Raw genomic sequence first — 18,969 nt, 5'->3', positions numbered from 1 at the left:
GGCGGCAATATCGGGATCCCCGTGCCCGGCAGAGATGAAAAAGGGCGCCGGGGCGCCCTTGTTTGCAACGGTCCGGGATCAGCCGGTGTTGCGCATGCCGGCGGCGATGCCGGCGATGGTGACCATCAGCGCCTGATCCAGCTCGGGGTGCAGGGTCTCCGGGTGGTTGCGGGAGCGATTGAGCAGCTCGGCCTGCAGCACGTTGAGCGGGTCTGTGTAGGGGTTGCGCAGCTTGATGGACTCCTTGATCCAGGGCTGATCGTCCAGCAGGTCGCCCTGCGGGCGCAGTTTCAGCACCACTTCGATGGAGTCGGCAAGCTCCTGACGCAGCTGCTTGCCGAGTGCCCACAGGTTCTCCGGCACCAGGCGGGTGTCATAGTATTCCGCCAGCCAGAGGTCGGCCTTGAGGAACACCATCTCCAGCATCTCGAGACGGGTGCGGAAGAAGGGCCACTGGCGGCTCATCTCGTCCAGCACGCTCTTCTGGCCGTCGTCGATGGCCTGTTGCAATCCCTTGTGGGCGCCGAGCCAGGCCGGCAGCATCAGCCGGTTCTGGGTCCAGGCGAAGATCCAGGGGATGGCGCGCAGGCTCTCGACACCGCCGTTGGGCTTGCGCTTGGCGGGGCGGGAACCGAGCGGCAGCTTGCCGAGCTCCATCTCCGGGGTGGCGGCACGGAAGTAGGGCACGAAGTCCGGGTGACCGCGCACGATACTGCGGTAGTGATCGCAGGAGACAGACGCCAGCTGCTCCATCACGGCGCGCCAGCTCTCTTTCGGCTTGGGCGGCGGCAGCAGGTTCCCCTCCAGCACGGCGCTGGTGTAGAGGTTCAGGCTCTGGATGGCCACCTTCGGCAGGCCGAACTTGAAGCGGATCATCTCCCCCTGTTCGGTGACCCGCAGGCCGCCGCGCAGGGATCCCGGGGGTTGGGAGAGGATCGCCTGATGAGCGGGGGCGCCGCCACGGCCGACGGTACCGCCACGGCCATGGAACAGGGTGAGGCGGATGTTGTTGGCTTCAGCCAGCGCCACCAGGGATTCCATGGCGGCGTACTGGGCCCAGCCAGCGGCCATCATGCCCGCATCCTTGGCGGAGTCGGAGTAGCCGATCATCACGTACTGACGGCCCTGGATGTAACCGCGATACCAGTCCACCGACAGCAGGCGTTCCATCACGGCGGTGCCCGCCATCAGGTCTTCCTGGGTCTCGAACAGCGGGGCTACCGGCATGCGGAACTTGCAGCCAGCTTCCTTCAGCAACAGCTGGACCGCCAAGACATCGGACGGGGCACCGGCCATGGAGATGATGTAGATGCCGAATGCATCGGGGTCGTGCTGGGCGATGACGCGACAGGTGTCGATGGTCTCGCGGGTCTCGGCACTGGGATCCCAGTCGCTCGGGATGAGGGGGCGGCGGGAGTTCAGCTCGCGCAGCAGGAAGGCCTGCTTGTCCTCTTCGCTCCACTCGGCGTAGTCGCCCACACCCAGATAGCGGGTCAGCTCGGAGAAGACCTGGCCGTGGCGCTCGCCATCCTGACGGATGTCCAGCTTGACCAGGTGGATGCCGAAGCAGGCCAGCTTGCGCAGCACGTCCAGCAGCATGCCGTCGGCGATGTTGCCCATGCCGCAGGCGTGCAGGGAGTGGTAGCAGAGCTCAAGGGGCTCGCGCAGCTGGGCGGTGCTCTTGACCAGATCCCGGCTCTCGCTCGCCTGGCCCTGTACCTTGGCGGTCAGGTACTCCTGGGTCTCGCGCAGTTGCTCGCGCAGCTCGCGTACCAAGGCGCGATAGGGTTCCGGGTTATCACCGACCCGGGCACGCACGGCGTCGGTGCAATCGGCCATGGAGAGCTCGGAGGTGAGCTCCTTGATGTCCTTGTAGAACAGGCTCACCGCCATCCAGCGGCCCAGCTCCAGCACTTCGGCGGTCACCTTGGCGGTGACGAAGGGGTTGCCGTCGCGGTCACCGCCCATCCAGGAGGTGAACTTGACCGGCGCGGCATCCAGCGGCAGCCGCACACCCAGATGGTGTTGCAGGCGCTCGTCCAGATTGCGCATGAATTCGGGGATGGCCGGCCACAGGCTGTTTTCCACCACGGCGAAGCCCCACTTGGCTTCGTCCACCGGGGTCGGGCGCTGTTCGCGGATCTCGTTGGTGTGCCAGGCCTGGTTGACCAGCTGCTCGATGCGACTCTGGATCTTGTCCCGCTCGCGGGGCAGCAGATCGGAGAGTTCCAGGGCCTCGAGGCAGTCGTTGAGCTGCACGTGCTTGTGGATCAGGGTACGACGGGTCACCTCGGTGGGGTGAGCGGTCAGCACCAGATCGATGTCCAGCTCGCGCACGGCCTGGATGATGGCCTCCTGGGACAGGTTGGAGGCTTTCAGCTTGTCGAACATCTGCTCCAGCGGGTCCGGGGTGCAGACCTGCTCTTCGCAGCGACGGGAGATGGTGTGGAACTGCTCCGCCACGTTCGCCAGGTTGAGGAACTGGCTGAAGGCACGGGCCACGGGCAGCAGTTCGTCATCGGAGAGGGTACGCAGGGTGTCGAGCAGGCGCTCTCTGTCAGCCTCGTTTCCCTTGCGGGAAGACTTGGCCAGTTGGCGAATGGTCTCAATCTTGTCGAGGAAGGCCTGCCCTTGATGATCCTTGATGGATTTACCCAGCAGTTGGCCCAACATGCCTACGTTGGCCCGTAGTGCGGCGTACTTTTCGTTCATTCCACATCCTTATTTTGTTGGTGCCTCCTGACCTTCCAGGCGGGAGGCGACCTCACTTATTGTTGTGCGATTACAACATATGCTCCGTCATCTTAGGGGGACAATCTACCCAGATTGTCTGCGCAAGGTCAAATAACAAGCCGATTCAGAACATGTATTTCCCTCACCTGTCCCAAGGCGCCTGTCATGTAACTTACTTACATCCCTATTTGGCTAGACGCAGAAGCGCCGGATCAGGTGCTGCAGCACCGCCGTGGTCGGTTTGACGAACGACAGATCCAGGTATTCATCGGGCTGGTGGGCCTGGGTGATATGGCCTGGGCCCATCACTATGGTCTCGCAACCCAGCTGCTGGATAAAGGGGGCTTCGGTGCAATAGTTCACGGACTCGGCGGCCCGGCCGCTCGCCTTTTCCGCCTCCCGCACCAGCTCGGAATCATCCTGGCAGGCATAGGCCGGAATGGGTTCGTGCAGGTGCTGCAGGTGCAGGCAGCCGGGCTGGTGGATCTCGATGGGGGAGAGCGCCTCTTTCAACATGCCCATCAGCTCGTCGGGACCCACCTGCGGGGTGGGACGCATGTCGATGTGCAGCTCGCAGCAGCCGCAGATGCGGTTCGGGCTGTCGCCCCCCTGGATGTAGCCGAGGTTCAGGGTGGGCTGGGGCACGGCGAAGCGGTGATCCGCGTACTTCTCCTTCAGATCCTGCTGGAGCCTGAGCACCTGACCCATGGCCTTGTGCATGATCTCCATGGCGTTGACGCCGTTGGCGGGATCCGAACTGTGGCCGCTTCGGCCTGTGATGCGAATGGCTTCCGACATGTGGCCCTTGTGGGCCACCACGGGCACCAGCCCGGTGGGTTCGCCGATCACCGCGTAGTCGGGTTTGAGTTCGGCTGCGGCGGCGATGGCGCGGGCCCCGGCCATGGTGGTCTCTTCATCGGCGGTGGCCAGGATGCGCAGCGGCTTGCTCAGGGTCTTGAGGTCGACTTCCTTGAGCGCTTCCACGATAAAGGCGAAGAAGCCCTTCATGTCGATGGTGCCGAGCCCGTACAGGCGGTTGCCCTCTTCGGTCACCTTGAAGGGGTCTTTGGTCCAGGCTCCTTCATCGAAGGGAACCGTATCCGTGTGGCCCGCCAGCAGCAGCCCCCCTTCTCCCTGACCATAGGTCGCCACCAGGTTGAACTTGCCCGGCAGATCCGGCAGGGCCGTCACCTCGCACTGGAATCCAAGCTGGCCGAACCAGTCGGCCAGCAGCCGGATCACCGCCTCGTTGCTCTGATCCCAGCGAGTATCCGTGCTGCTGATAGAAGGAATCGCAATAATATTCTTATAAAGTGAAAAAAAATCCAGTTTGGCCATCAGCTCCTCCTTGCGTCCCCGGAGTGTTTCTGTTAGAAAATACAAATGCAAAGTGAGTGCATGAATATTCTGTTCGAGTGCTCATCGACAAGGCCTCTAGTTGTAAGGGAAAGTTAATGTTCTGTCACCTGATCTGTAACCGACGACGCATATCCGCCTGAATTGCCCCTCCGCACTCGTTGCATCAAAGGGGCGATAGCCGACCCCTTGCACCGCAGCACCATGCTGTGAATTTCGAACCCAGACTTGGAATACTCAAACATGCTTAAGACCGTTATCGTCGGTGCCAGTGGCTACGCGGGGGCCGAACTGGCCGCTCTGGTCCAGAACCATCCACAACTCGAGCTGTTCGGCCTCTATGTTTCCGCCGGCAGCCAGGACGCCCACAAGCGCTTCTCTTCCCTGCATCCCCAATGGGTGGGCAAGCTGGATCAGCCGCTGCTGCCCCTGGACGAAGACGGCATGACCCGGATCCTGACCCAGGCCGATCTGGTGGTGCTGGCCACTGCTCACGAGGTGAGTGCGGAACTCGCGCCCAAGTTCCTGGCCAAGGGGTTGCCGGTGTTCGATCTCTCCGGTGCCTTCCGGGTCAACGATCAGCAGTTCTACTCCTCCTTCTACGGCTTCACCCACGAGAATGAGCAGTGGCTGGAGCAGGCCGCCTACGGTCTGGCCGAGTGGAATGCCGATGCCGTCAAGGCCGCCCAGCTGATTGCCGTGCCGGGATGCTACCCGACCGCCTCCCTGTGCGCCCTCAAGCCGCTGCAACAGGCCGGGCTGATTGCCCAGGGGTGGCAGCCCATCATCAATGCGGTTTCCGGCGTCTCCGGGGCCGGTCGCAAGGCCGCCATCAACACCAGTTTCTGCGAAGTGAGCCTCAATCCCTACGGCACCTTCAATCACAGGCACCAGCCGGAGATCAGCCACCACCTCGGCAAGGAGGTGCTGTTCCAGCCCCACCTCGGCAACTATGTGCGGGGCATCCTGGCCACCATCTATGTGCAACTGGCGGAAGGGGTGACGCACACCCAGGTGGATCAGGCCTACCTCAAGGCCTACGAAGGCAAGCCCCTGGTACGCCTCACCGGACAGATGCCCTCCATTCGCGGCGTGGCGAGCACGCCCTACTGCGACATCGCCTGGCAGCAGCAGGGCAACATGCTGGTGGTGGTTTCTGCCATCGACAACCTGCTCAAGGGGGCCGCCTCGCAAGCCATGCAGTGCATAAATATCAAGTTTGGTTTTGAACCGGCCACCGGCCTGATTTAACGCTTTAAGAAAGGATCGAGAAGATGGACAAGCAGACGCTGGTAATCAAGTTGGGTGGTGCCCTGATCGAGAACGACGAGGCCCTGACCGCCCTGTTCGCCACCCTGAAGACCTTCCTGGATGATCAGCACCGTCCTCTGGTGCTGGTGCACGGTGGTGGCTGCCTGGTGGACGACCTGCTCAAGGGGCTGGGCATGACCTCCACCAAGAAGAACGGCCTGCGGGTGACCCCATTCGAGCAGATCCCCGTGATTGCCGGTGCCCTGGCCGGGACCGCCAACAAGATGATGATGGCCAAGGCTATCTCCACCAGCATTCCTGCTGTGGGTCTGTGCCTCGCCGACGGGGGTCTGTGCCAGGTGACCCAGCTCGATCCGGATCTCGGTGCGGTCGGTGACTGCAAACCGGGCAACCCGGCGCTGGTGGCCGGCATCCTGGGGCAGGGCTTCCTGCCGGTGGTGAGCTCCATCGGCATCACCGCCGACGGACAGATGATGAACGTCAATGCGGATCAGGCGGCCACCGCCATCGCCGAAGCGCTGGGCGCCGATCTGGTGATGCTGTCGGATGTGAGCGGCATTCTGGATGGCAAGGGCAAGCTGGTGCCGCAACTGGACAAGCAGAGCGCGCTGGACCTGATGGAGAAGGGCGTTATCACGGACGGCATGGCCGTCAAGGTGAAAGCCGCCCTGCACGCCGCAGAAACCCTGGGCAAGCCGGTCTGTGTCGCCAGCTGGCGCTACCCGGATCAGCTGCTCAAGCTGCTGGCTGGCGGCGCGGTCGGCACCCAGGTCACCCTCTGATCTCCACCGGGAAAAGGACAATCCGATGCAACATCTTCTGAAAGACAGTGATTTAAGCAAGGCCCAGATCGAGGCGCTGCTGGCGCTTGGCAAGGCGGTCAAGGCCGATCCGAAGAAATACAGCCAGGCCCTGGCGGGCAAGAGCGTGGTCACCCTGTTCGAGAAGCCCTCCCTGCGTACCCGGGTCACCTTCGACATCGGCATCGCCAAACTGGGTGGTCACAGCGTCTATCTGGATCAGCAGAACGGGGCGCTCGGCAAGCGGGAGTCGGTGAAGGATTTCGCCAGCAACCTGTCCCGCTGGTGTGACGCCATCGTCGCCCGGGTGTTCGATCACCAGACCCTGGTCGAGCTGGCCGAGTTCGGCTCGGTGCCTGTGGTCAACAGCCTGTGCAACCTCTACCACCCCTGCCAGGGGCTGGCGGATTTCATGACCATCAGCGAGCACTACAGCGACCTGTCCAAGGTGAAGCTGGCCTATCTCGGCGATGGCAACAACGTGAGCCACTCCCTGCTGCTGCTGGGGGCTACCCTCGGTACCGACGTGACCCTGGTCTGCCCGAAAGGCCATGGCCCGGATACCCAGATCTTCCTGCAGGCCCAGGCGCTGGCAGCTCAATCTGGCGCGACCATACATATCAGCGATGATGTCGCGGATATCGAAGGCTTTGACGTGGTTTATACCGATACCTGGGTTTCCATGGGTGACAACACACCAATGGAGCAGGTAAAAGATATCTTCATGCCTTATCAGATCAACCAGGCCCTGCTCGATCGGACCGGCATCCAGCACGTGCTGCACTGCCAGCCGGCCCACCGGGAGCTGGAGATCACCTCGGAGGTCATGGACGGCCCAGCCTCCCTCATCATGGATGAGGCAGAAAACCGGATGCATATCCAGAACGCCGTGCTGCTGACCCTGTTCGGACAGGGCCAGAAGTAATCCGGCAACCGACCCGGAATCACCCCTTTTTATCGAATCATCACGGAGAGAAGTAAATGAGCGGAATCAACAAGATCGTACTGGCTTACTCGGGCGGACTGGATACCTCGGCCATCATTCCCTGGCTGAAGGAGCACTATGACGCTGAAATCATCGCCTTCGTCGCCGACGTGGGTCAGGAGCGTGACGATCTGGAAGGTATCGAGCAGAAGGCCATCGCCTCCGGCGCGGTCAAGTGCATTGTCAAGGATCTGCGGGAAGAGTTCGTCAAAGAGTATGTCTACCCGACCCTGAAGACCGGCGCCGTCTATGAAGGCACCTACCTGCTGGGTACCTCCATGGCCCGTCCGGTGATCGCCAAGGCGATGGTCGAGGCTGCCCTGGCAGAAGGGGCTGATGCCATCTCCCACGGTTGCACCGGCAAGGGCAACGACCAGGTGCGGTTCGAAGGGGCGGTGGCTGCCCTGGCGCCCCAACTGAAAGTGATCGCCCCGTGGCGGTTGTGGGACATGCGTTCCCGGGAAGATCTGCTGGCCTATCTGGAAGCCCGCAACATCCCCTGCAAGGCGACCCTGAAGAAGATCTACAGCCGCGACGCCAACGCCTGGCACATCTCCACCGAGGGTGGCGAGCTGGAGAGCACCTGGAACGAGCCGTCCGAAGCCGTCTGGCAGTGGACCGTCTCTGCAGAGGATGCCCCGAACGAGCCGGAATACGTCAAGCTGACCGTGGCCAAGGGCGAAGTGGTGGCCGTTGACGATCAGCCGCTCAGCCCGCACCAGATCCTGACCACCCTGAACGAGCGTGCCGGCAAGCACGGCGTGGGCCGGATCGACATCACCGAGAACCGGATGGTGGGCATGAAGTCCCGTGGCTGCTACGAGACCCCGGGTGGTACCGTGATGGTTGCCGCACTGCGCGCCGTGGAAGAGCTGGTACTGGACAGACCGACCCGCGCCTGGCGGGAAAAACTCGGCGCCGAGTTCTCCCACCTGGTGTATGACGGTCGCTGGTTCACCCCGCTGTGCAAGGCCATTGTCGCCTCCGCCAACGCCATCGCCGAGGAGCTCGACGGTGAAGTGGTGCTGAAGATGTACAAGGGTCAGGTCACCGCGGTGCAGAAGAAGTCGCCGAACAGCCTCTACTCCGAAGACTTCGCCACCTTCGGCGCCGACGAAGTGTACGACCAGAGCCATGCCGAAGGCTTCATCCGTCTCTACACTCTGGCGAGCCGGATCCGCGCCATGAAAGAGCAGCATCAAGCCATCGGTGGCGACCATACCCACGGCTAAGCAAGCGCTATCACCCGTTGATTCGAGGGGGCATGGCCCCCTCTTTTACAGGCAGAGAGGCCCTTTGCCATCCTCATCGGGTGTGACAAGAGCGGCTGCGCCCTGGCCGCTTCTGTGAGATAACAGGCTCGCAGAAAAACAGGGCAAGATTTCAAGTTCGACGGCGCAAGGCGCCGCCGACAACGCATTCAAGGAGAGCAGTATGGCACTTTGGGGTGGACGCTTCAGTCAGGGAGCCGATAGCCGGTTCAAGCAGTTCAACGATTCGCTGCGGTTCGACTACCGTCTGGCGGAGCAGGATATTCAGGGCTCCATGGCCTGGGCCAAAGCGCTGGTCAAGGTGGGGGTGTTGACCGCCGATGAGCAGGCTCAGTTGCAGCAGGCGATGGAGGTACTGCTCGCCTCCGTGCAGCAGGATCCCCAGCAGATCCTGAGCTCGGACGCCGAAGACATCCACTCCTGGGTCGAGAGCCAGCTCATCGACGCCGTCGGCGCCCTTGGCAAGAAGCTGCACACCGGCCGCTCGCGCAACGATCAGGTCGCCACCGACCTGAAACTCTGGTGCAAGGCGCAGGGTGAGCTGCTGCTCGGCTCCATCACCGCCCTGCAACAGGGGCTGGTCACCTCCGCCCGCGCCAATCAGGCCGCGGTGCTGCCCGGTTACACCCATCTGCAGCGGGCCCAACCGGTCACCTACGCCCACTGGGCGCTGGCCTATGTGGAGATGCTGGAGCGGGACCATTCCCGTCTGCAGGATGCCCTCAAGCGCCTCGACACCAGCCCCCTCGGCTGCGGCGCCCTGGCAGGCACCGCCTACGCCATCGACCGCGAAGCCTTGGCGCTCGACATGGGCTTTAGCGGCGCCACCCGCAACAGCCTGGATTCGGTGTCCGATCGGGATCACGTGGTGGAGCTGATGCACGTGGCGTCGCTGTCCATGACCCACCTGTCGCGCTTTGCCGAAGACCTTATCTTCTACAACACCGGCGAGGCGGGCTTTGTCGAGCTGTCTGACGCCGTCACCTCCGGCTCGTCTCTGATGCCCCAGAAGAAGAACCCGGACGCGCTGGAGCTGATCCGTGGCAAGACCGGCCGGGTGGTCGGGGCCCAGATGGGCATGCTGATGAGCCTCAAGGCGCTGCCGCTGGCCTACAACAAGGACATGCAGGAAGACAAGGAAGGATTGTTCGACGCCCTCGACACCTGGCACGACTGCCTCGACATGGCGGCGCTGGTGCTGATCGATCTGAAGGTCAATGGCGAGCGTACCAAGGCGGCGGCCCAGGGCGGTTACGCCAATGCCACCGAACTGGCGGACTATCTGGTGGCCAAGGGCATTCCGTTCCGCGAGGCGCACCATATCGTCGGCGAGACCGTGGTCTATGCGATCCAGGTGAAAAAGCCCCTGGAAGAGCTCTCCCTCCCCGAGTTCCAGCGCTTCAGCCCCGTGGTGGGAGAGGATGTTTACCCGAACCTGGAGCTGGAAGCGACTCTGGCCAAGCGGGTTGCCAAGGGAGGCGTCGCTCGCGAGCAGATAGAGGCAGCTCTCACCGCCGCCGAGGCCTGGCTGGCCAAACGGGCGGGTTAAGCCAAGCGGCTCGCCATGGGAACAAGAAGGCAGAACGGCAACCTCAGGGTTGCCGTTTTTTTATGGGCACGCCTCGGCGCCGTGAGGCGCGTTGACCAGAAGCTGTTCAGCCCCTGTGTCCGGCGCTGGCCTGATGCACGGCGTCCGTGAGCAGCCGTTGCAACTGGCATCTGGCCTCGTCGGCTTCATGGCTGGCGGCGAGCAGCACCACCCCCAGGGTACCCGGTGAGGGCAGCACGCCGCCGAGGGTGGCGAGACTGGCCGGCATGCCGATGGGGGAACGCACCGTGATCCCTAGCCCGGCCTGTACGGCGGCCCAGATCCCGCCCAGGCTCTGGCTGGTGAAGGCGATCCGCCAGGGGATCCCGGCATCGTCGAGGGCGCGGATGGCCCGCGCCCGCATCAGGCAGGGGGCATCGAAGAGCACCAGGGGCAGGGGCTCCCCGCGCGCGAGCAAAGGGGCAAGGTCCCACTCGGGGTGGGCAATCCAGGCCAGTTGCACCACCTCGATGAGGGAAAGATCCTCCCGCTCTCCCTGTGGCTGCCAGGCGAGAGCCATGTCGAGGGTGCCTTCCCTGATCCCCTGCACCAGAGCCCCGTTGCGATCGATGCGGGTCGTCATGCGCAGGGCCGGGTGCTGGCGACAGAGGGGCCCCAGCACGGCGGGGAGCAAAGATTCACCGAAGTCCTCCTGCACCCCGAGCCGGATCTCCCCTTGCAGCAGTTCCCCTTTGAGGGCGAGCACGGCTTCGTCATTGAGCGCCAGCAGCCGCTTGGCGTAGCCCAGCAGGCGCTCACCGCTGGTTGTCGGCACCAGGTGACGTCCCTGCTTCATGACCAGATCGGTGCCGCACTGTTGTTCGAGTTTTTTCAACTGGGCGCTGACCGCCGAGGTGGAGCGGCACAGCCGCTGCGCCGCCAGCGCAAAGCTGCCGCACTCCAGCCCCAGCACGTAGCTGCGCAGGGCATCGAGATCCAGGCTGGGGGGAAGGGGTGACATAACTATCCTTATAATCGGGATGATTGGTCTTTAATATTTCGATTTTTTAAATTGTAGCAGTGAGGGAGAGTGGCTTCATCCACCAAGGAGATTGCCATGACACCCGATGTTCCCGATCGCGCCACCCTGGCGCAGCTTGCCCCCCGACTCGCCCGACTGGCGGAAGAGACGCTGTTTGGCGATATCTGGCAGCGCCCCACCCTCTCGGCCCGCGAGCGCAGCCTGATCACCCTGGCCATCCTGGCGTCCCTGGGCCGGGTGCAACAACTGCCCTGGCATATTGCATTCGCCCGGCAAAACGGCCTGTCCCGGGATGAGCTGGAAGAGCTGTTCACCCATCTTGCCTTCTACGCCGGTTTGCCCGCCGCAGTGACGGCTGTGGGCTATCTGCCCCCCCGCGAGGAGGTGACCCCATGCCGCTGACCCGTATCACCCTGTGCGAGGGGATGAGCGACGCACACCTGCAACAACTCAGCGCCCTCTACCACCAGACCCTGGTGGAGGTGTTCGAGGTGCCGCCGAAGGATAAATTCCAGATCCTCGAGATCTTGCCTGCCAGTGCGCTCATCTATGACCCCCACTACCAGACCGGCCGCCGGGACCAGGGTTTCATCCTCTTCCAGATCCTGGCGGGCAAGGTGCGCAGCACCGCGACCAGGGAGCGGTTTTATGCACGTCTCGCCGAGCGCCTTGAGGCCGAGCTTGGGATCCACCCCGACAACCTCATGGTGGTGATCCAGCAGACCGATGCCGAGGCGTGGAGTTTCGGCCAGGGCCGGATGTTCAGACAGGAGGTGGCCTCATGATCGCCATGCACTACCGATTCACCCTGCCCGCAGACTACGACATGGCGCTGATCGAGCAGCGGATCGCCAGCAATGGCGCCAGACTGGACGGCTTTCCCGGTCTGTTGTTCAAGGCCTATCTCTACAGCCGTCAGGACGATGGGGCCCTGCCGGGGCAGGAGAACCGCTATGCCCCCTTCTATGTGTGGCACAGCGCCGAGGCGATGCACCGATTCCTGGCAAGCGAGGGATTCGCGGCGCTCACCCGGCATTTCGGCTGGCCCCGCATCGAGACCTGGCATCTGCTGCGGGTGCCGGATCCGGCCTCCCTCGACGGGGCTTGCATGGCCAGGCTGCGGCGCACCAAGGTCGCTTCCCACGGCGAGCTTGCCGACCTGCACGGCGAGGCCATGGTGAGCGGCTGGGATCTCACCCGATGGGAATGGCTGGAGGCGGATTTTCTCCCGTCCCTCTCATCGCCCTTGCCTGGCGGGGGCGAGATCTACCGTATCGGCTATCTGGCGAAGGGGGGAGGGGTATAAAGCGGAGTTATCTTTGTCATTGAGGTTGTTTTTCCATTCACTTTGGCTGTGAAAGTGATATTCGCACCGTGAACATAGGGTGTTATATCTCGCTTGTGGATGATGATGTGGCATTGTGGCCACCTGCTGCAATGAACTGGCTCAGTGGGCACATTCAGGGTGACGGCCCGCACCGGGCAGGGCATGATCCCGCAGGAATGCGTATGGACGCGTCAACCGGATCAAGGAGTTCCCATGTACCTGCCACCCCATTTCGCCGTTACCGACCCCGAGGCGCTGCACCAGCTGATGCAGGCGCACCCCCTGGGGGCCCTGATCACCTGTGGTGAAGGGGGGCTGGATGCCAACCACCTGCCGTTCGAGTTCGATGGGGAGCAGGGGGCCCACGGTGTGCTGCGGGCCCATGTGGCCCGCAACAACCCGCTTTGGCAGGAGGTGAAAGAGGGCGACGAGGTGCTGGTGATCTTCAGAGCCGCCGAGGGTTATATCTCTCCCAGCTGGTATCCGGGCAAGCAGGTGCATCATCAGCAGGTGCCCACCTGGAACTATGCCGTGGTGCACGCCCATGGCCGTATCCGGGTGAGGGACGATGCCCGCTTCGTGCGTCGCCTGCTCGCGACCCTGACCCGTACCCACGAGGCGGGAGAGTCCATTCCCTGGAAGATGGCGGATGCACCGAGAGACTATCTCGAGACCATGGTGCAGGCCGTGGTGGGCATTGAAATCGAGATCGACCACCTGGTCGGCAAGTTCAAGCTGAGCCAGAACAAGGAGGCGGCGGATCGCCTGGGAGCGGCCAATGCCCTGCAGGAGCGCGGGCAGAGCGCGCTGGCCGGCGCCATGCTGAACCCGCCCCCTTCACAGTCCTAGCGTGACACCTTGAGATTCGGCCCGACAAAAACGGCAACCGTCTGGTTGCCGTTTTTCATGGTTCCACTCCCGCTCACGCGCTGGCATTGAGCAGCTTGCCGACGCCTTCCCCCGGGCCCTGGGGCAGGGTCTGTTTGAAGGCATAAAGCAGCTGATCGAGGTTGAGGTCGCTGTTGCCGAGGGAGCCCTTGAGGGTGTCGAGCTCGCTTTGCAGCGCATCGAGGCGGGTGCTCTGGGTGCCGTCTGCCAACTGGGTGCGGGCGGCATCGATGGCCTGGGGCAGGGGCTGATCCGAGGATTCCTGACCCAGGGTCTGCATCAGCGCCCCCATGAAGTGGTTGATGGCGGGGCGGTTCTGCTCGCTGTCAGCCTCCTGGATGCCGAGGCGCTGGAACAGGCTCTGCACCGTGGGGGCAAGGTGCGGTTCCTGCACGGCGGGCTCGGTCTTGGCGGGCGGCGTGCTGTCGCCCAGCAGCTTGCTGCCGAGCTTGAGGGCAAGGGAGGCGAGGGGAAGCAGGGTGCCGATGGCGATCATGATGTCACTCTCCGTACGACTGATGTCATGACGGAGCAGGGATCGGGCCAGCTTGGCGAACATTCAACCGAAAAATGCCAGGGGATTGATCCTGCTGTGAATTTCGTTTTTGCCAGGCAGAGGGCGGGCGGGTGCGAACGGGGGCGGCGGCAAACCCTTGCAGCCCGGGGGCTGGCCGGTTTGCCGCCCGGCTTGCCGGATCAGAGCTCCTTGAACGGGCGGCGCTTCTCCTCCTCGATGACGATGGCCTCCAGATTGGCGATGCGCTCCTGCAACTCCTTGATGATCATGTCCTGCTTGCCGAGACGGTCGGTAATGCGGGCATCCCCCATCTGGTAGCGGGCGCGTTTGGTGAGATAGCTGAACGACACGCTGATAAAGACGATCAGGACAATACCTGTCCACATGGTCATGAATGACTCCTTTCAAGATTTGAACGAGAGGATCTGTCTCCCGCGCTGTCGTTGTCTCATACCCGACCTTGGGCGGCAATGCCCGCCTGGTTGTTCAGAGCGGCCAGAGCGGCCAGCCGAGCCAGATCCCGAGCAGCAGCAACTGCCCCCAGACGATGGCCCAGAACCGCAGGCGGTAGCTCCCTTTCTGGGTCTTGTGGCGCAGCCACTGGCGGGCGACCAGGGCGCCGGGCCAGCCGCCGCACAGCTCAAGCAGATGCAGGCGGGCCTCGGGCACGCGCCAGCCGCCACGAATGGCCTGGCGTTTGTCCCAGGCGTAGACGACCAGGGTCAGCAGGCTCATCAGCAGGATCAGGGCCAGCGGCCACCAGTTGGCATCGTGCGCGCCGAGCCAGCCTGCCCAACCCAAAGGCAGCAGGGCAAGGGCCATCATGACAGGCACGCCTGATCCCGAGTCTCGCCCGGTTGTAGCGTGCGGATCACCCGGGCCGGATTGCCCACCGCCAGGGAGTCCGCCGGGATGTCCCGGGTGACCACGGCGCCAGCCCCTATGATGGAGCGGGGCCCTATGGTGACGCCTGGGCAGATGATGGCCCCGCCGCCAATCCAGCAGTCATCGCCGATCCGCACCGGCTTGTTGTAGGCGGTCCAGTTGCGTCGCTCCAGATAGTCCATGGTGTGGGTGGCGGTGTAGATCTGCACGTTGGGGGCCAGCAACACATGGTTGCCGATGTGCACCTCGCCCACGTCGAGTATGGTGACGTTGAAGTTGAAGAAGGTCTTCTCGCCGATGTGGATGTTGCGGCCGAATTCGCAGGTGAAGGGGGTGCTGATCCAGCAGGAGTCGGGACAGTGGGCGAAGAGGTCGCGGCAGATCTGCTGGCGCAGGACGTGATCCCCCGCCGGTGAGGCGTTGAGCCGGCTCAGCAGCGCCTGGCCGCGAATGCGGTCGTTCGCTATCTCCTCGCTCTGGCTGTCCAGGGCGCCCCCCGCCAGTACCTTGTCCCAGTCGCTTGCCATGGTCATCTCCTCCTGCTGCAAGAGGGGGCAGTATACGCGACAAGGGGAAAGGGTGTCAGAGTGCCGGGCCCGCCAGGTGATCCCCGTCATCATGTCATCAGGACAAGGGGCAGGATGAGCAGGATGGAGACGAGGTAGGGGAGCAAGACCCGCCGCCCCAGGCTGCGTCCGCCAATCACCAGTGCCAGCACCCCTTTCACCAGGGAGTTGACCAGCCCGGCGAGCAGTATGCCCCTGGCGGCTACCTCCAGGGCCAGCTCCTTCTGGGCGAGCTGGGAGAGGGAGAGGGTGATGGCGTCCACGTCCGTGATGCCGGAGACCAGCGACAGCAGATAGACCCCGGAGTTGCCCACCTTGCTTTGCAGCAGGGTGGCCATGAAGCCGATGAGGGCGAGCAGCAGACCGAACTTGATGGCGGTGGCGAGATCCAGCGGGTTGCGGGTTTCGGGCTGTACCGGGCCGTCCAGCATCTCTTCCCGCTGGCGCCAGAACCAGAAGGCAAAGCCGTAGACGATGGCCGCCAGCAGCAGCAGGGGGGCGGCCAGACGCAGCGCCAGCTCCCCGTGGATGATCAGCACCAGTGCCAGCAGCCTGAGCCACATGGTGGCCCCCGCCAGCAGGATGCCGGTGGCCAGCAGCCGCTCCAGCCCTCCTTGCTCCTTGTTGAGGCGGGCAAATTGCAGGGTGAGGGCGGTGGAGGAGGCGAGCCCCGCCAGCATGCTGGTGAGCACCAGCCCGGAGCGGGTGCCGAGCAGGCGCACCGCGAAGTGACCACAGAACGAGATGCCGGCGATCACCACCACCATCAGCCAGATCTTGAAGGGATTGAAGGCATTGAGGGGACCCATCTCGGTATCGGGGAGCACCGGCAGCAGCACCAGGGAGATGAGCAGAAAGCGCAGGGTGGCGTGAAATTCCAGTTCGCTCAAGAACAGCATCCCCTGCTGGATCTTGCCCTTGAGCCCCATCAGGAGGGCCGCCAGCACGGCGCAGGCCACCGCCTCGCTCGGGCTCTGCAGCACCGACATCAGCCCCAGCAGGTAGGTGAGCACCATGGCTACCGAGCTGGTGAGGCCGAACTCCCCCTGCCAGCGCTGGGCCAGCCAGACCGAGAGGCCGCACCCCGTCACCACGGTCAGCAGACCGAGCAGGGCCAGCCAGGGCCCCAGGGTGGGCAGCAGCAGGGCGCAGACCCCGCCGAGCAGACCGATGAGGCCATAGGTGCGCATCCCGGCGATGCGCTGGTTGTCTCCGAGCTGGCGCACCTGCCAGCCCCGCTCCAGCCCGATGATGAGCCCGATGGCCAGGGACACCAGGGCGCCGTAGACGGGCTCGGCCTCTATCCACATGGGTTTCTCCTCCCGCTGCCGTTTCAGTGAGGATGGCACAGGACATCCCGGGGCAGGGGGAGCTGGCTCACAGAGCGGGTGTCCCGCCTGCCGGGGTCTTGCAAACAAAAAAAAGGCGCCACCTGGAGGGGGCGCCTGGAAAGGTCAAACCTTGCGGTTTGCAGACCAACGGAACCAAAGATCACACACTTCACACTCAGCACTGCTGTGGGGGCAGGGCTCAACCCTGCCACTTGCCTCCTTCCACTATCACGTCGTTGGGATCGGTATCGGCGCTTAAGCGATCGCGCACATACTGGTCGTAGAGTTTGAGCAGGTACTTCTCTTCCCCCAGCTTGACGAGACGGTCGTTGACCCAGTCACGCAGCTCGATATTGCCCTTCTTCACCGCCGGCGCGATGGGGTCTTCCGAGCCCAGCTTCTCGGGCAGCACCCGATAGCCCGGGTTCTCCTTGGCCCAGCTGAACAGCACCAGGTTGTCCTGGGCATAGGCATCGCCACGGCCCTGGGCCAGCGCCTGCAGGGATTCGGTGTTCTTCTCGAACTTGAGCACCTTCCAGTCCGGGTGGTTGCGGGTCAGCCAGATGTCGGCCGTGGTGCCGGTAGTGACGATAAGCCACTTGCCGGCCAGATCGTCGAGCTTCTTGGCGTCGCTGCCTTCCGGCACCAGCACCTGCACCGCGACCTTGAGGTTCGGGTTGGTGAAGTCCACCACCTGCCGCCGCTCCGGGGTCACCGTCATGTTGGCGAGGATGAGATCCACCTTGTCGCTCTGCAGGAAGGGGATGCGGCTGGCGGGCTCCACCGCCACGAACTCGACCTTGTTCTCGTCTCCCAGCAGATCCTTGGCGAAGCGGCGGCCGAGGTCGGTGTCAAAGCCGACGTAGTTGCCCTTCTCGTCCACATAGCCAAACGGCGGCTTGTCGGTGAAGACGCCGACGATGAGCTTGTCCCGCGCCTTGATCTTGGCGAGGGAACCGTCTTCTGCCTGGGCGGCGCCGCTGGCGAGGCCCAGGCCGATGAGGGCGCTAAACAGGACCGAGGTAATTATCTTCATGCTGACTCCTTTCGTTTGCTGACAGTTGTATAAGAAAACTTGGCGAGGAACTGGCGGGCACGCTGGCTCCTGGGATTGTCGAAAAATTGATGGGGGGCGGCCTGCTCCAGGATGTGGCCGCCGTCCATGAAGACGATGCGATCCGCCACCGCCTGGGCGAACGCCAGCTCGTGTGTGACGATGAGCAGGGTCATGCCGCTGCCGGCGAGATCCCGGATCACCTCCAGCACCTCCTGTACCATCTCGGGATCCAGCGCAGCGGTCACCTCGTCAAACAGCATCACCTGGGGGTTCATGCACAGGGCCCGCACGATGGCGATGCGCTGCTGCTGGCCGCCGGAGAGCTGGCGCGGATAGTCGTGGCGCCGCTCCCACAGACCGATGCGAGTCAGCAGCTGTTCCGCCTGCAGCAGGGCCTCGGCCCGCTCCCGCTTCTGCACCTGCACAGGGCCGAGCAGCACGTTCTCCAGCACCGTCAGGTTGGGGAAGAGGTGATAGCTCTGGAACACCATGCCGATGCGCTGGCGTACCCGCTGCCAGTCGGTGCTGGCATCCAGCAACTCTCCGTCGAAGCGAATGTCGCCCCCCTGAATGGGTTCGAGCCCGTTGAGGGTGCGCAGCAAGGTGCTCTTGCCGCAGCCGCTCGGCCCCAGGATGACGATCACTTCCCCTGGGTTCACCGTGAGGCTGACCTCGTCCAGTACCCGGTTTTGGCCGAATTGTTTGCTGACAGCATTGAGTTCAAGCAGAGGTGTCATACCGCGTTACCCCATTGTTGCTCCAGCCGGCGCGAGGCGAGCGAGAGCAGATAGCAGACCAGAAAAAAGAACAGGAACAGCAGACCGTAAATAAGCAGCGAGCCATAGGTGCGCTCGATGATCTGCTGGCCCACCTTGATCACCTCCACCACCCCGATCAGCACCGCCAGCGAGCTGGTCTTGATGATGCGGGTGTAGATGTTGATGGTCGGCGGCGTCAGCCGTTGCAGCGCCTGGGGCAGCAGCACGTGGCGATAGAGCTGCCAGCGGGAGAGCCCGAGCGCCAGCCCGGCCTCCTGCTGGCCGCGGGCGAGGGACTTGAGACCGCCGCGCACCACTTCACCCACCTCGCTGGCGCCCCACAGGGCCAGCACCAGCACGGCGCACCAGAAGGCCGGGATGTCCAGGCCGAAGAAGATCGGCAGCCCGAAGAAGAAGAGGTAGAGCCAGACCAGCACGGGCACCACCCGAAACAGCTCCAGATACACCTGCAGCAGCCCCCGAACCAACCGGCCTCCCTGTTGCGCCAGCACGCCGTAACCGACCCCGCCCAGGGTGGCGAACAGGATGGCTAGCAGCGAGATGGCGAGGGTCTGACCCGCGCCCACCGCCAGCAGCGGCAGCGCCTGGGTCAGCTGCTCAATGACCGAACTGACCATGTTGCAGCCTCCTTT

The 18,969-nt window shown here is 63.6% G+C and carries 20 protein-coding genes; 9 read left to right on the top strand and 11 right to left on the bottom strand.

Annotation, left to right across the window (positions count from 1 at the left end):
- Positions 1 to 78 precede the first annotated feature (78 nt).
- Complete coding sequence (ppc, locus tag PG879_RS03255; protein ID WP_010675692.1) at positions 79 to 2,712, bottom strand: phosphoenolpyruvate carboxylase; 2,634 nt, start codon at positions 2,710 to 2,712, stop codon at positions 79 to 81.
- A 213-nt stretch (positions 2,713 to 2,925) separates the two neighbouring features.
- The gene (argE, locus tag PG879_RS03250; protein WP_039040568.1) at positions 2,926 to 4,071 is read right to left on the bottom strand and encodes an acetylornithine deacetylase; all 1,146 of its coding nucleotides are present in this window, start codon (positions 4,069 to 4,071) and stop codon (positions 2,926 to 2,928) included.
- A gap of 261 nt (positions 4,072 to 4,332) precedes the next feature.
- Between argE and argC the strand changes: the two genes are divergently transcribed.
- The 5 genes from argC to argH all read left to right on the top strand — a co-directional run bounded on the left by argC (position 4,333) and on the right by argH (position 9,966).
- Positions 4,333 to 5,340 carry an N-acetyl-gamma-glutamyl-phosphate reductase gene (gene argC, locus PG879_RS03245; RefSeq protein WP_042864921.1) on the top strand — a complete coding sequence of 336 codons (1,008 nt, stop codon included), beginning with the start codon at positions 4,333 to 4,335 and terminating at the stop codon, positions 5,338 to 5,340.
- Positions 5,341 to 5,363: 23 nt separating this feature from the next.
- Positions 5,364 to 6,143: an acetylglutamate kinase gene (gene argB / locus PG879_RS03240; protein ID WP_045522048.1), complete on the top strand. Its 780-nt coding sequence runs from the start codon at positions 5,364 to 5,366 to the stop codon at positions 6,141 to 6,143.
- A 25-nt stretch (positions 6,144 to 6,168) separates the two neighbouring features.
- A complete protein-coding gene (locus tag PG879_RS03235) occupies positions 6,169 to 7,086 on the top strand; it encodes an ornithine carbamoyltransferase (protein WP_010675688.1) in 918 nt (305 codons plus the stop codon).
- Positions 7,087 to 7,142: 56 nt separating this feature from the next.
- Positions 7,143 to 8,378 (top strand): argininosuccinate synthase, encoded by a 1,236-nt coding sequence (locus PG879_RS03230; protein WP_010675687.1) that lies wholly within the window; start codon positions 7,143 to 7,145, stop codon positions 8,376 to 8,378.
- 202 nt (positions 8,379 to 8,580) lie between these two features.
- A complete protein-coding gene (gene argH / locus PG879_RS03225; RefSeq protein ID WP_270829731.1) occupies positions 8,581 to 9,966 on the top strand; it encodes an argininosuccinate lyase in 1,386 nt (461 codons plus the stop codon).
- Positions 9,967 to 10,072: 106 nt separating this feature from the next.
- Here argH and PG879_RS03220 read toward each other — a convergent pair whose 3' ends face one another.
- Complete coding sequence (locus PG879_RS03220) at positions 10,073 to 10,966, bottom strand: LysR substrate-binding domain-containing protein (RefSeq protein WP_270829729.1); 894 nt, start codon at positions 10,964 to 10,966, stop codon at positions 10,073 to 10,075.
- Positions 10,967 to 11,062: 96 nt separating this feature from the next.
- On the opposite strand from PG879_RS03220, the gene PG879_RS03215 reads away from it, so the two are divergent.
- From PG879_RS03215 to PG879_RS03200, 4 genes are all read left to right on the top strand, one after another.
- A complete protein-coding gene (locus PG879_RS03215; RefSeq protein ID WP_010675684.1) occupies positions 11,063 to 11,389 on the top strand; it encodes a carboxymuconolactone decarboxylase family protein in 327 nt (108 codons plus the stop codon).
- Positions 11,380 to 11,772, top strand: a complete 393-nt coding sequence (locus PG879_RS03210; RefSeq protein WP_270829728.1) for a tautomerase family protein — start codon at positions 11,380 to 11,382, stop codon at positions 11,770 to 11,772. Before PG879_RS03215 ends, PG879_RS03210 begins: the two co-directional genes overlap by 10 nt.
- Complete coding sequence (locus PG879_RS03205) at positions 11,769 to 12,293, top strand: DUF4865 family protein (RefSeq protein WP_270829727.1); 525 nt, start codon at positions 11,769 to 11,771, stop codon at positions 12,291 to 12,293. Before PG879_RS03210 ends, PG879_RS03205 begins: the two co-directional genes overlap by 4 nt.
- Positions 12,294 to 12,527: 234 nt before the next feature.
- The gene (locus PG879_RS03200; RefSeq protein WP_236275286.1) at positions 12,528 to 13,163 is read left to right on the top strand and encodes an FMN-binding negative transcriptional regulator; all 636 of its coding nucleotides are present in this window, start codon (positions 12,528 to 12,530) and stop codon (positions 13,161 to 13,163) included.
- A 73-nt stretch (positions 13,164 to 13,236) separates the two neighbouring features.
- Here the strand turns inward: PG879_RS03200 and PG879_RS03195 are convergent, their stop codons facing one another.
- From PG879_RS03195 to PG879_RS03160, 8 genes are all read right to left on the bottom strand, one after another.
- Positions 13,237 to 13,698: a hypothetical protein gene (locus PG879_RS03195; RefSeq protein WP_270829724.1), complete on the bottom strand. Its 462-nt coding sequence runs from the start codon at positions 13,696 to 13,698 to the stop codon at positions 13,237 to 13,239.
- Between the two features lie 200 nt (positions 13,699 to 13,898).
- Positions 13,899 to 14,111: a hypothetical protein gene (locus tag PG879_RS03190; RefSeq protein ID WP_041211694.1), complete on the bottom strand. Its 213-nt coding sequence runs from the start codon at positions 14,109 to 14,111 to the stop codon at positions 13,899 to 13,901.
- A 94-nt stretch (positions 14,112 to 14,205) separates the two neighbouring features.
- Positions 14,206 to 14,544, bottom strand: a complete 339-nt coding sequence (locus PG879_RS03185) for a DUF1294 domain-containing protein (RefSeq protein ID WP_039040562.1) — start codon at positions 14,542 to 14,544, stop codon at positions 14,206 to 14,208.
- Positions 14,541 to 15,131, bottom strand: a complete 591-nt coding sequence (locus tag PG879_RS03180; RefSeq protein WP_041215770.1) for a sugar O-acetyltransferase — start codon at positions 15,129 to 15,131, stop codon at positions 14,541 to 14,543. The genes PG879_RS03185 and PG879_RS03180 overlap by 4 nt, the downstream gene beginning before the upstream one ends.
- An 89-nt stretch (positions 15,132 to 15,220) precedes the next feature.
- Positions 15,221 to 16,480 carry an MgtC/SapB family protein gene (locus tag PG879_RS03175; RefSeq protein WP_270829723.1) on the bottom strand — a complete coding sequence of 420 codons (1,260 nt, stop codon included), beginning with the start codon at positions 16,478 to 16,480 and terminating at the stop codon, positions 15,221 to 15,223.
- A 220-nt stretch (positions 16,481 to 16,700) separates the two neighbouring features.
- The gene (locus tag PG879_RS03170) at positions 16,701 to 17,537 is read right to left on the bottom strand and encodes a transporter substrate-binding domain-containing protein (RefSeq protein ID WP_270829722.1); all 837 of its coding nucleotides are present in this window, start codon (positions 17,535 to 17,537) and stop codon (positions 16,701 to 16,703) included.
- A complete protein-coding gene (locus PG879_RS03165) occupies positions 17,534 to 18,295 on the bottom strand; it encodes an amino acid ABC transporter ATP-binding protein (RefSeq protein WP_270829720.1) in 762 nt (253 codons plus the stop codon). The genes PG879_RS03170 and PG879_RS03165 overlap by 4 nt, the downstream gene beginning before the upstream one ends.
- Positions 18,292 to 18,954, bottom strand: a complete 663-nt coding sequence (locus tag PG879_RS03160) for an amino acid ABC transporter permease (RefSeq protein ID WP_270829719.1) — start codon at positions 18,952 to 18,954, stop codon at positions 18,292 to 18,294. Before PG879_RS03160 ends, PG879_RS03165 begins: the two co-directional genes overlap by 4 nt.
- Positions 18,955 to 18,969 lie beyond the last annotated feature (15 nt).

Source organism: Aeromonas sp. QDB63, assembly GCF_027707425.1.
GTDB lineage: Bacteria > Pseudomonadota > Gammaproteobacteria > Enterobacterales > Aeromonadaceae > Aeromonas > Aeromonas caviae.
This window is presented reverse-complemented; position numbering and strand designations above follow the sequence as displayed.

Excerpts from the sequence above, each read along its gene's own strand:
- ppc (WP_010675692.1), bottom strand. The coding sequence starts at position 2,712 with ATGAACGAAAAGTACGCCGCACTACGGGCCAACGTAGGCATGTTGGGC.
- argE (WP_039040568.1), bottom strand. The coding sequence starts at position 4,071 with ATGGCCAAACTGGATTTTTTTTCACTTTATAAGAATATTATTGCGATT.
- argC (WP_042864921.1), top strand. The coding sequence starts at position 4,333 with ATGCTTAAGACCGTTATCGTCGGTGCCAGTGGCTACGCGGGGGCCGAA.
- argB (WP_045522048.1), top strand. The coding sequence starts at position 5,364 with ATGGACAAGCAGACGCTGGTAATCAAGTTGGGTGGTGCCCTGATCGAG.
- PG879_RS03235 (WP_010675688.1), top strand. The coding sequence starts at position 6,169 with ATGCAACATCTTCTGAAAGACAGTGATTTAAGCAAGGCCCAGATCGAG.
- PG879_RS03230 (WP_010675687.1), top strand. The coding sequence starts at position 7,143 with ATGAGCGGAATCAACAAGATCGTACTGGCTTACTCGGGCGGACTGGAT.
- argH (WP_270829731.1), top strand. The coding sequence starts at position 8,581 with ATGGCACTTTGGGGTGGACGCTTCAGTCAGGGAGCCGATAGCCGGTTC.
- PG879_RS03220 (WP_270829729.1), bottom strand. The coding sequence starts at position 10,966 with ATGTCACCCCTTCCCCCCAGCCTGGATCTCGATGCCCTGCGCAGCTAC.
- PG879_RS03215 (WP_010675684.1), top strand. The coding sequence starts at position 11,063 with ATGACACCCGATGTTCCCGATCGCGCCACCCTGGCGCAGCTTGCCCCC.
- PG879_RS03210 (WP_270829728.1), top strand. The coding sequence starts at position 11,380 with ATGCCGCTGACCCGTATCACCCTGTGCGAGGGGATGAGCGACGCACAC.
- PG879_RS03205 (WP_270829727.1), top strand. The coding sequence starts at position 11,769 with ATGATCGCCATGCACTACCGATTCACCCTGCCCGCAGACTACGACATG.
- PG879_RS03200 (WP_236275286.1), top strand. The coding sequence starts at position 12,528 with ATGTACCTGCCACCCCATTTCGCCGTTACCGACCCCGAGGCGCTGCAC.
- PG879_RS03195 (WP_270829724.1), bottom strand. The coding sequence starts at position 13,698 with ATGATCGCCATCGGCACCCTGCTTCCCCTCGCCTCCCTTGCCCTCAAG.
- PG879_RS03190 (WP_041211694.1), bottom strand. The coding sequence starts at position 14,111 with ATGACCATGTGGACAGGTATTGTCCTGATCGTCTTTATCAGCGTGTCG.
- PG879_RS03185 (WP_039040562.1), bottom strand. The coding sequence starts at position 14,544 with ATGATGGCCCTTGCCCTGCTGCCTTTGGGTTGGGCAGGCTGGCTCGGC.
- PG879_RS03180 (WP_041215770.1), bottom strand. The coding sequence starts at position 15,131 with ATGGCAAGCGACTGGGACAAGGTACTGGCGGGGGGCGCCCTGGACAGC.
- PG879_RS03175 (WP_270829723.1), bottom strand. The coding sequence starts at position 16,480 with ATGTGGATAGAGGCCGAGCCCGTCTACGGCGCCCTGGTGTCCCTGGCC.
- PG879_RS03170 (WP_270829722.1), bottom strand. The coding sequence starts at position 17,537 with ATGAAGATAATTACCTCGGTCCTGTTTAGCGCCCTCATCGGCCTGGGC.
- PG879_RS03165 (WP_270829720.1), bottom strand. The coding sequence starts at position 18,295 with ATGACACCTCTGCTTGAACTCAATGCTGTCAGCAAACAATTCGGCCAA.
- PG879_RS03160 (WP_270829719.1), bottom strand. The coding sequence starts at position 18,954 with ATGGTCAGTTCGGTCATTGAGCAGCTGACCCAGGCGCTGCCGCTGCTG.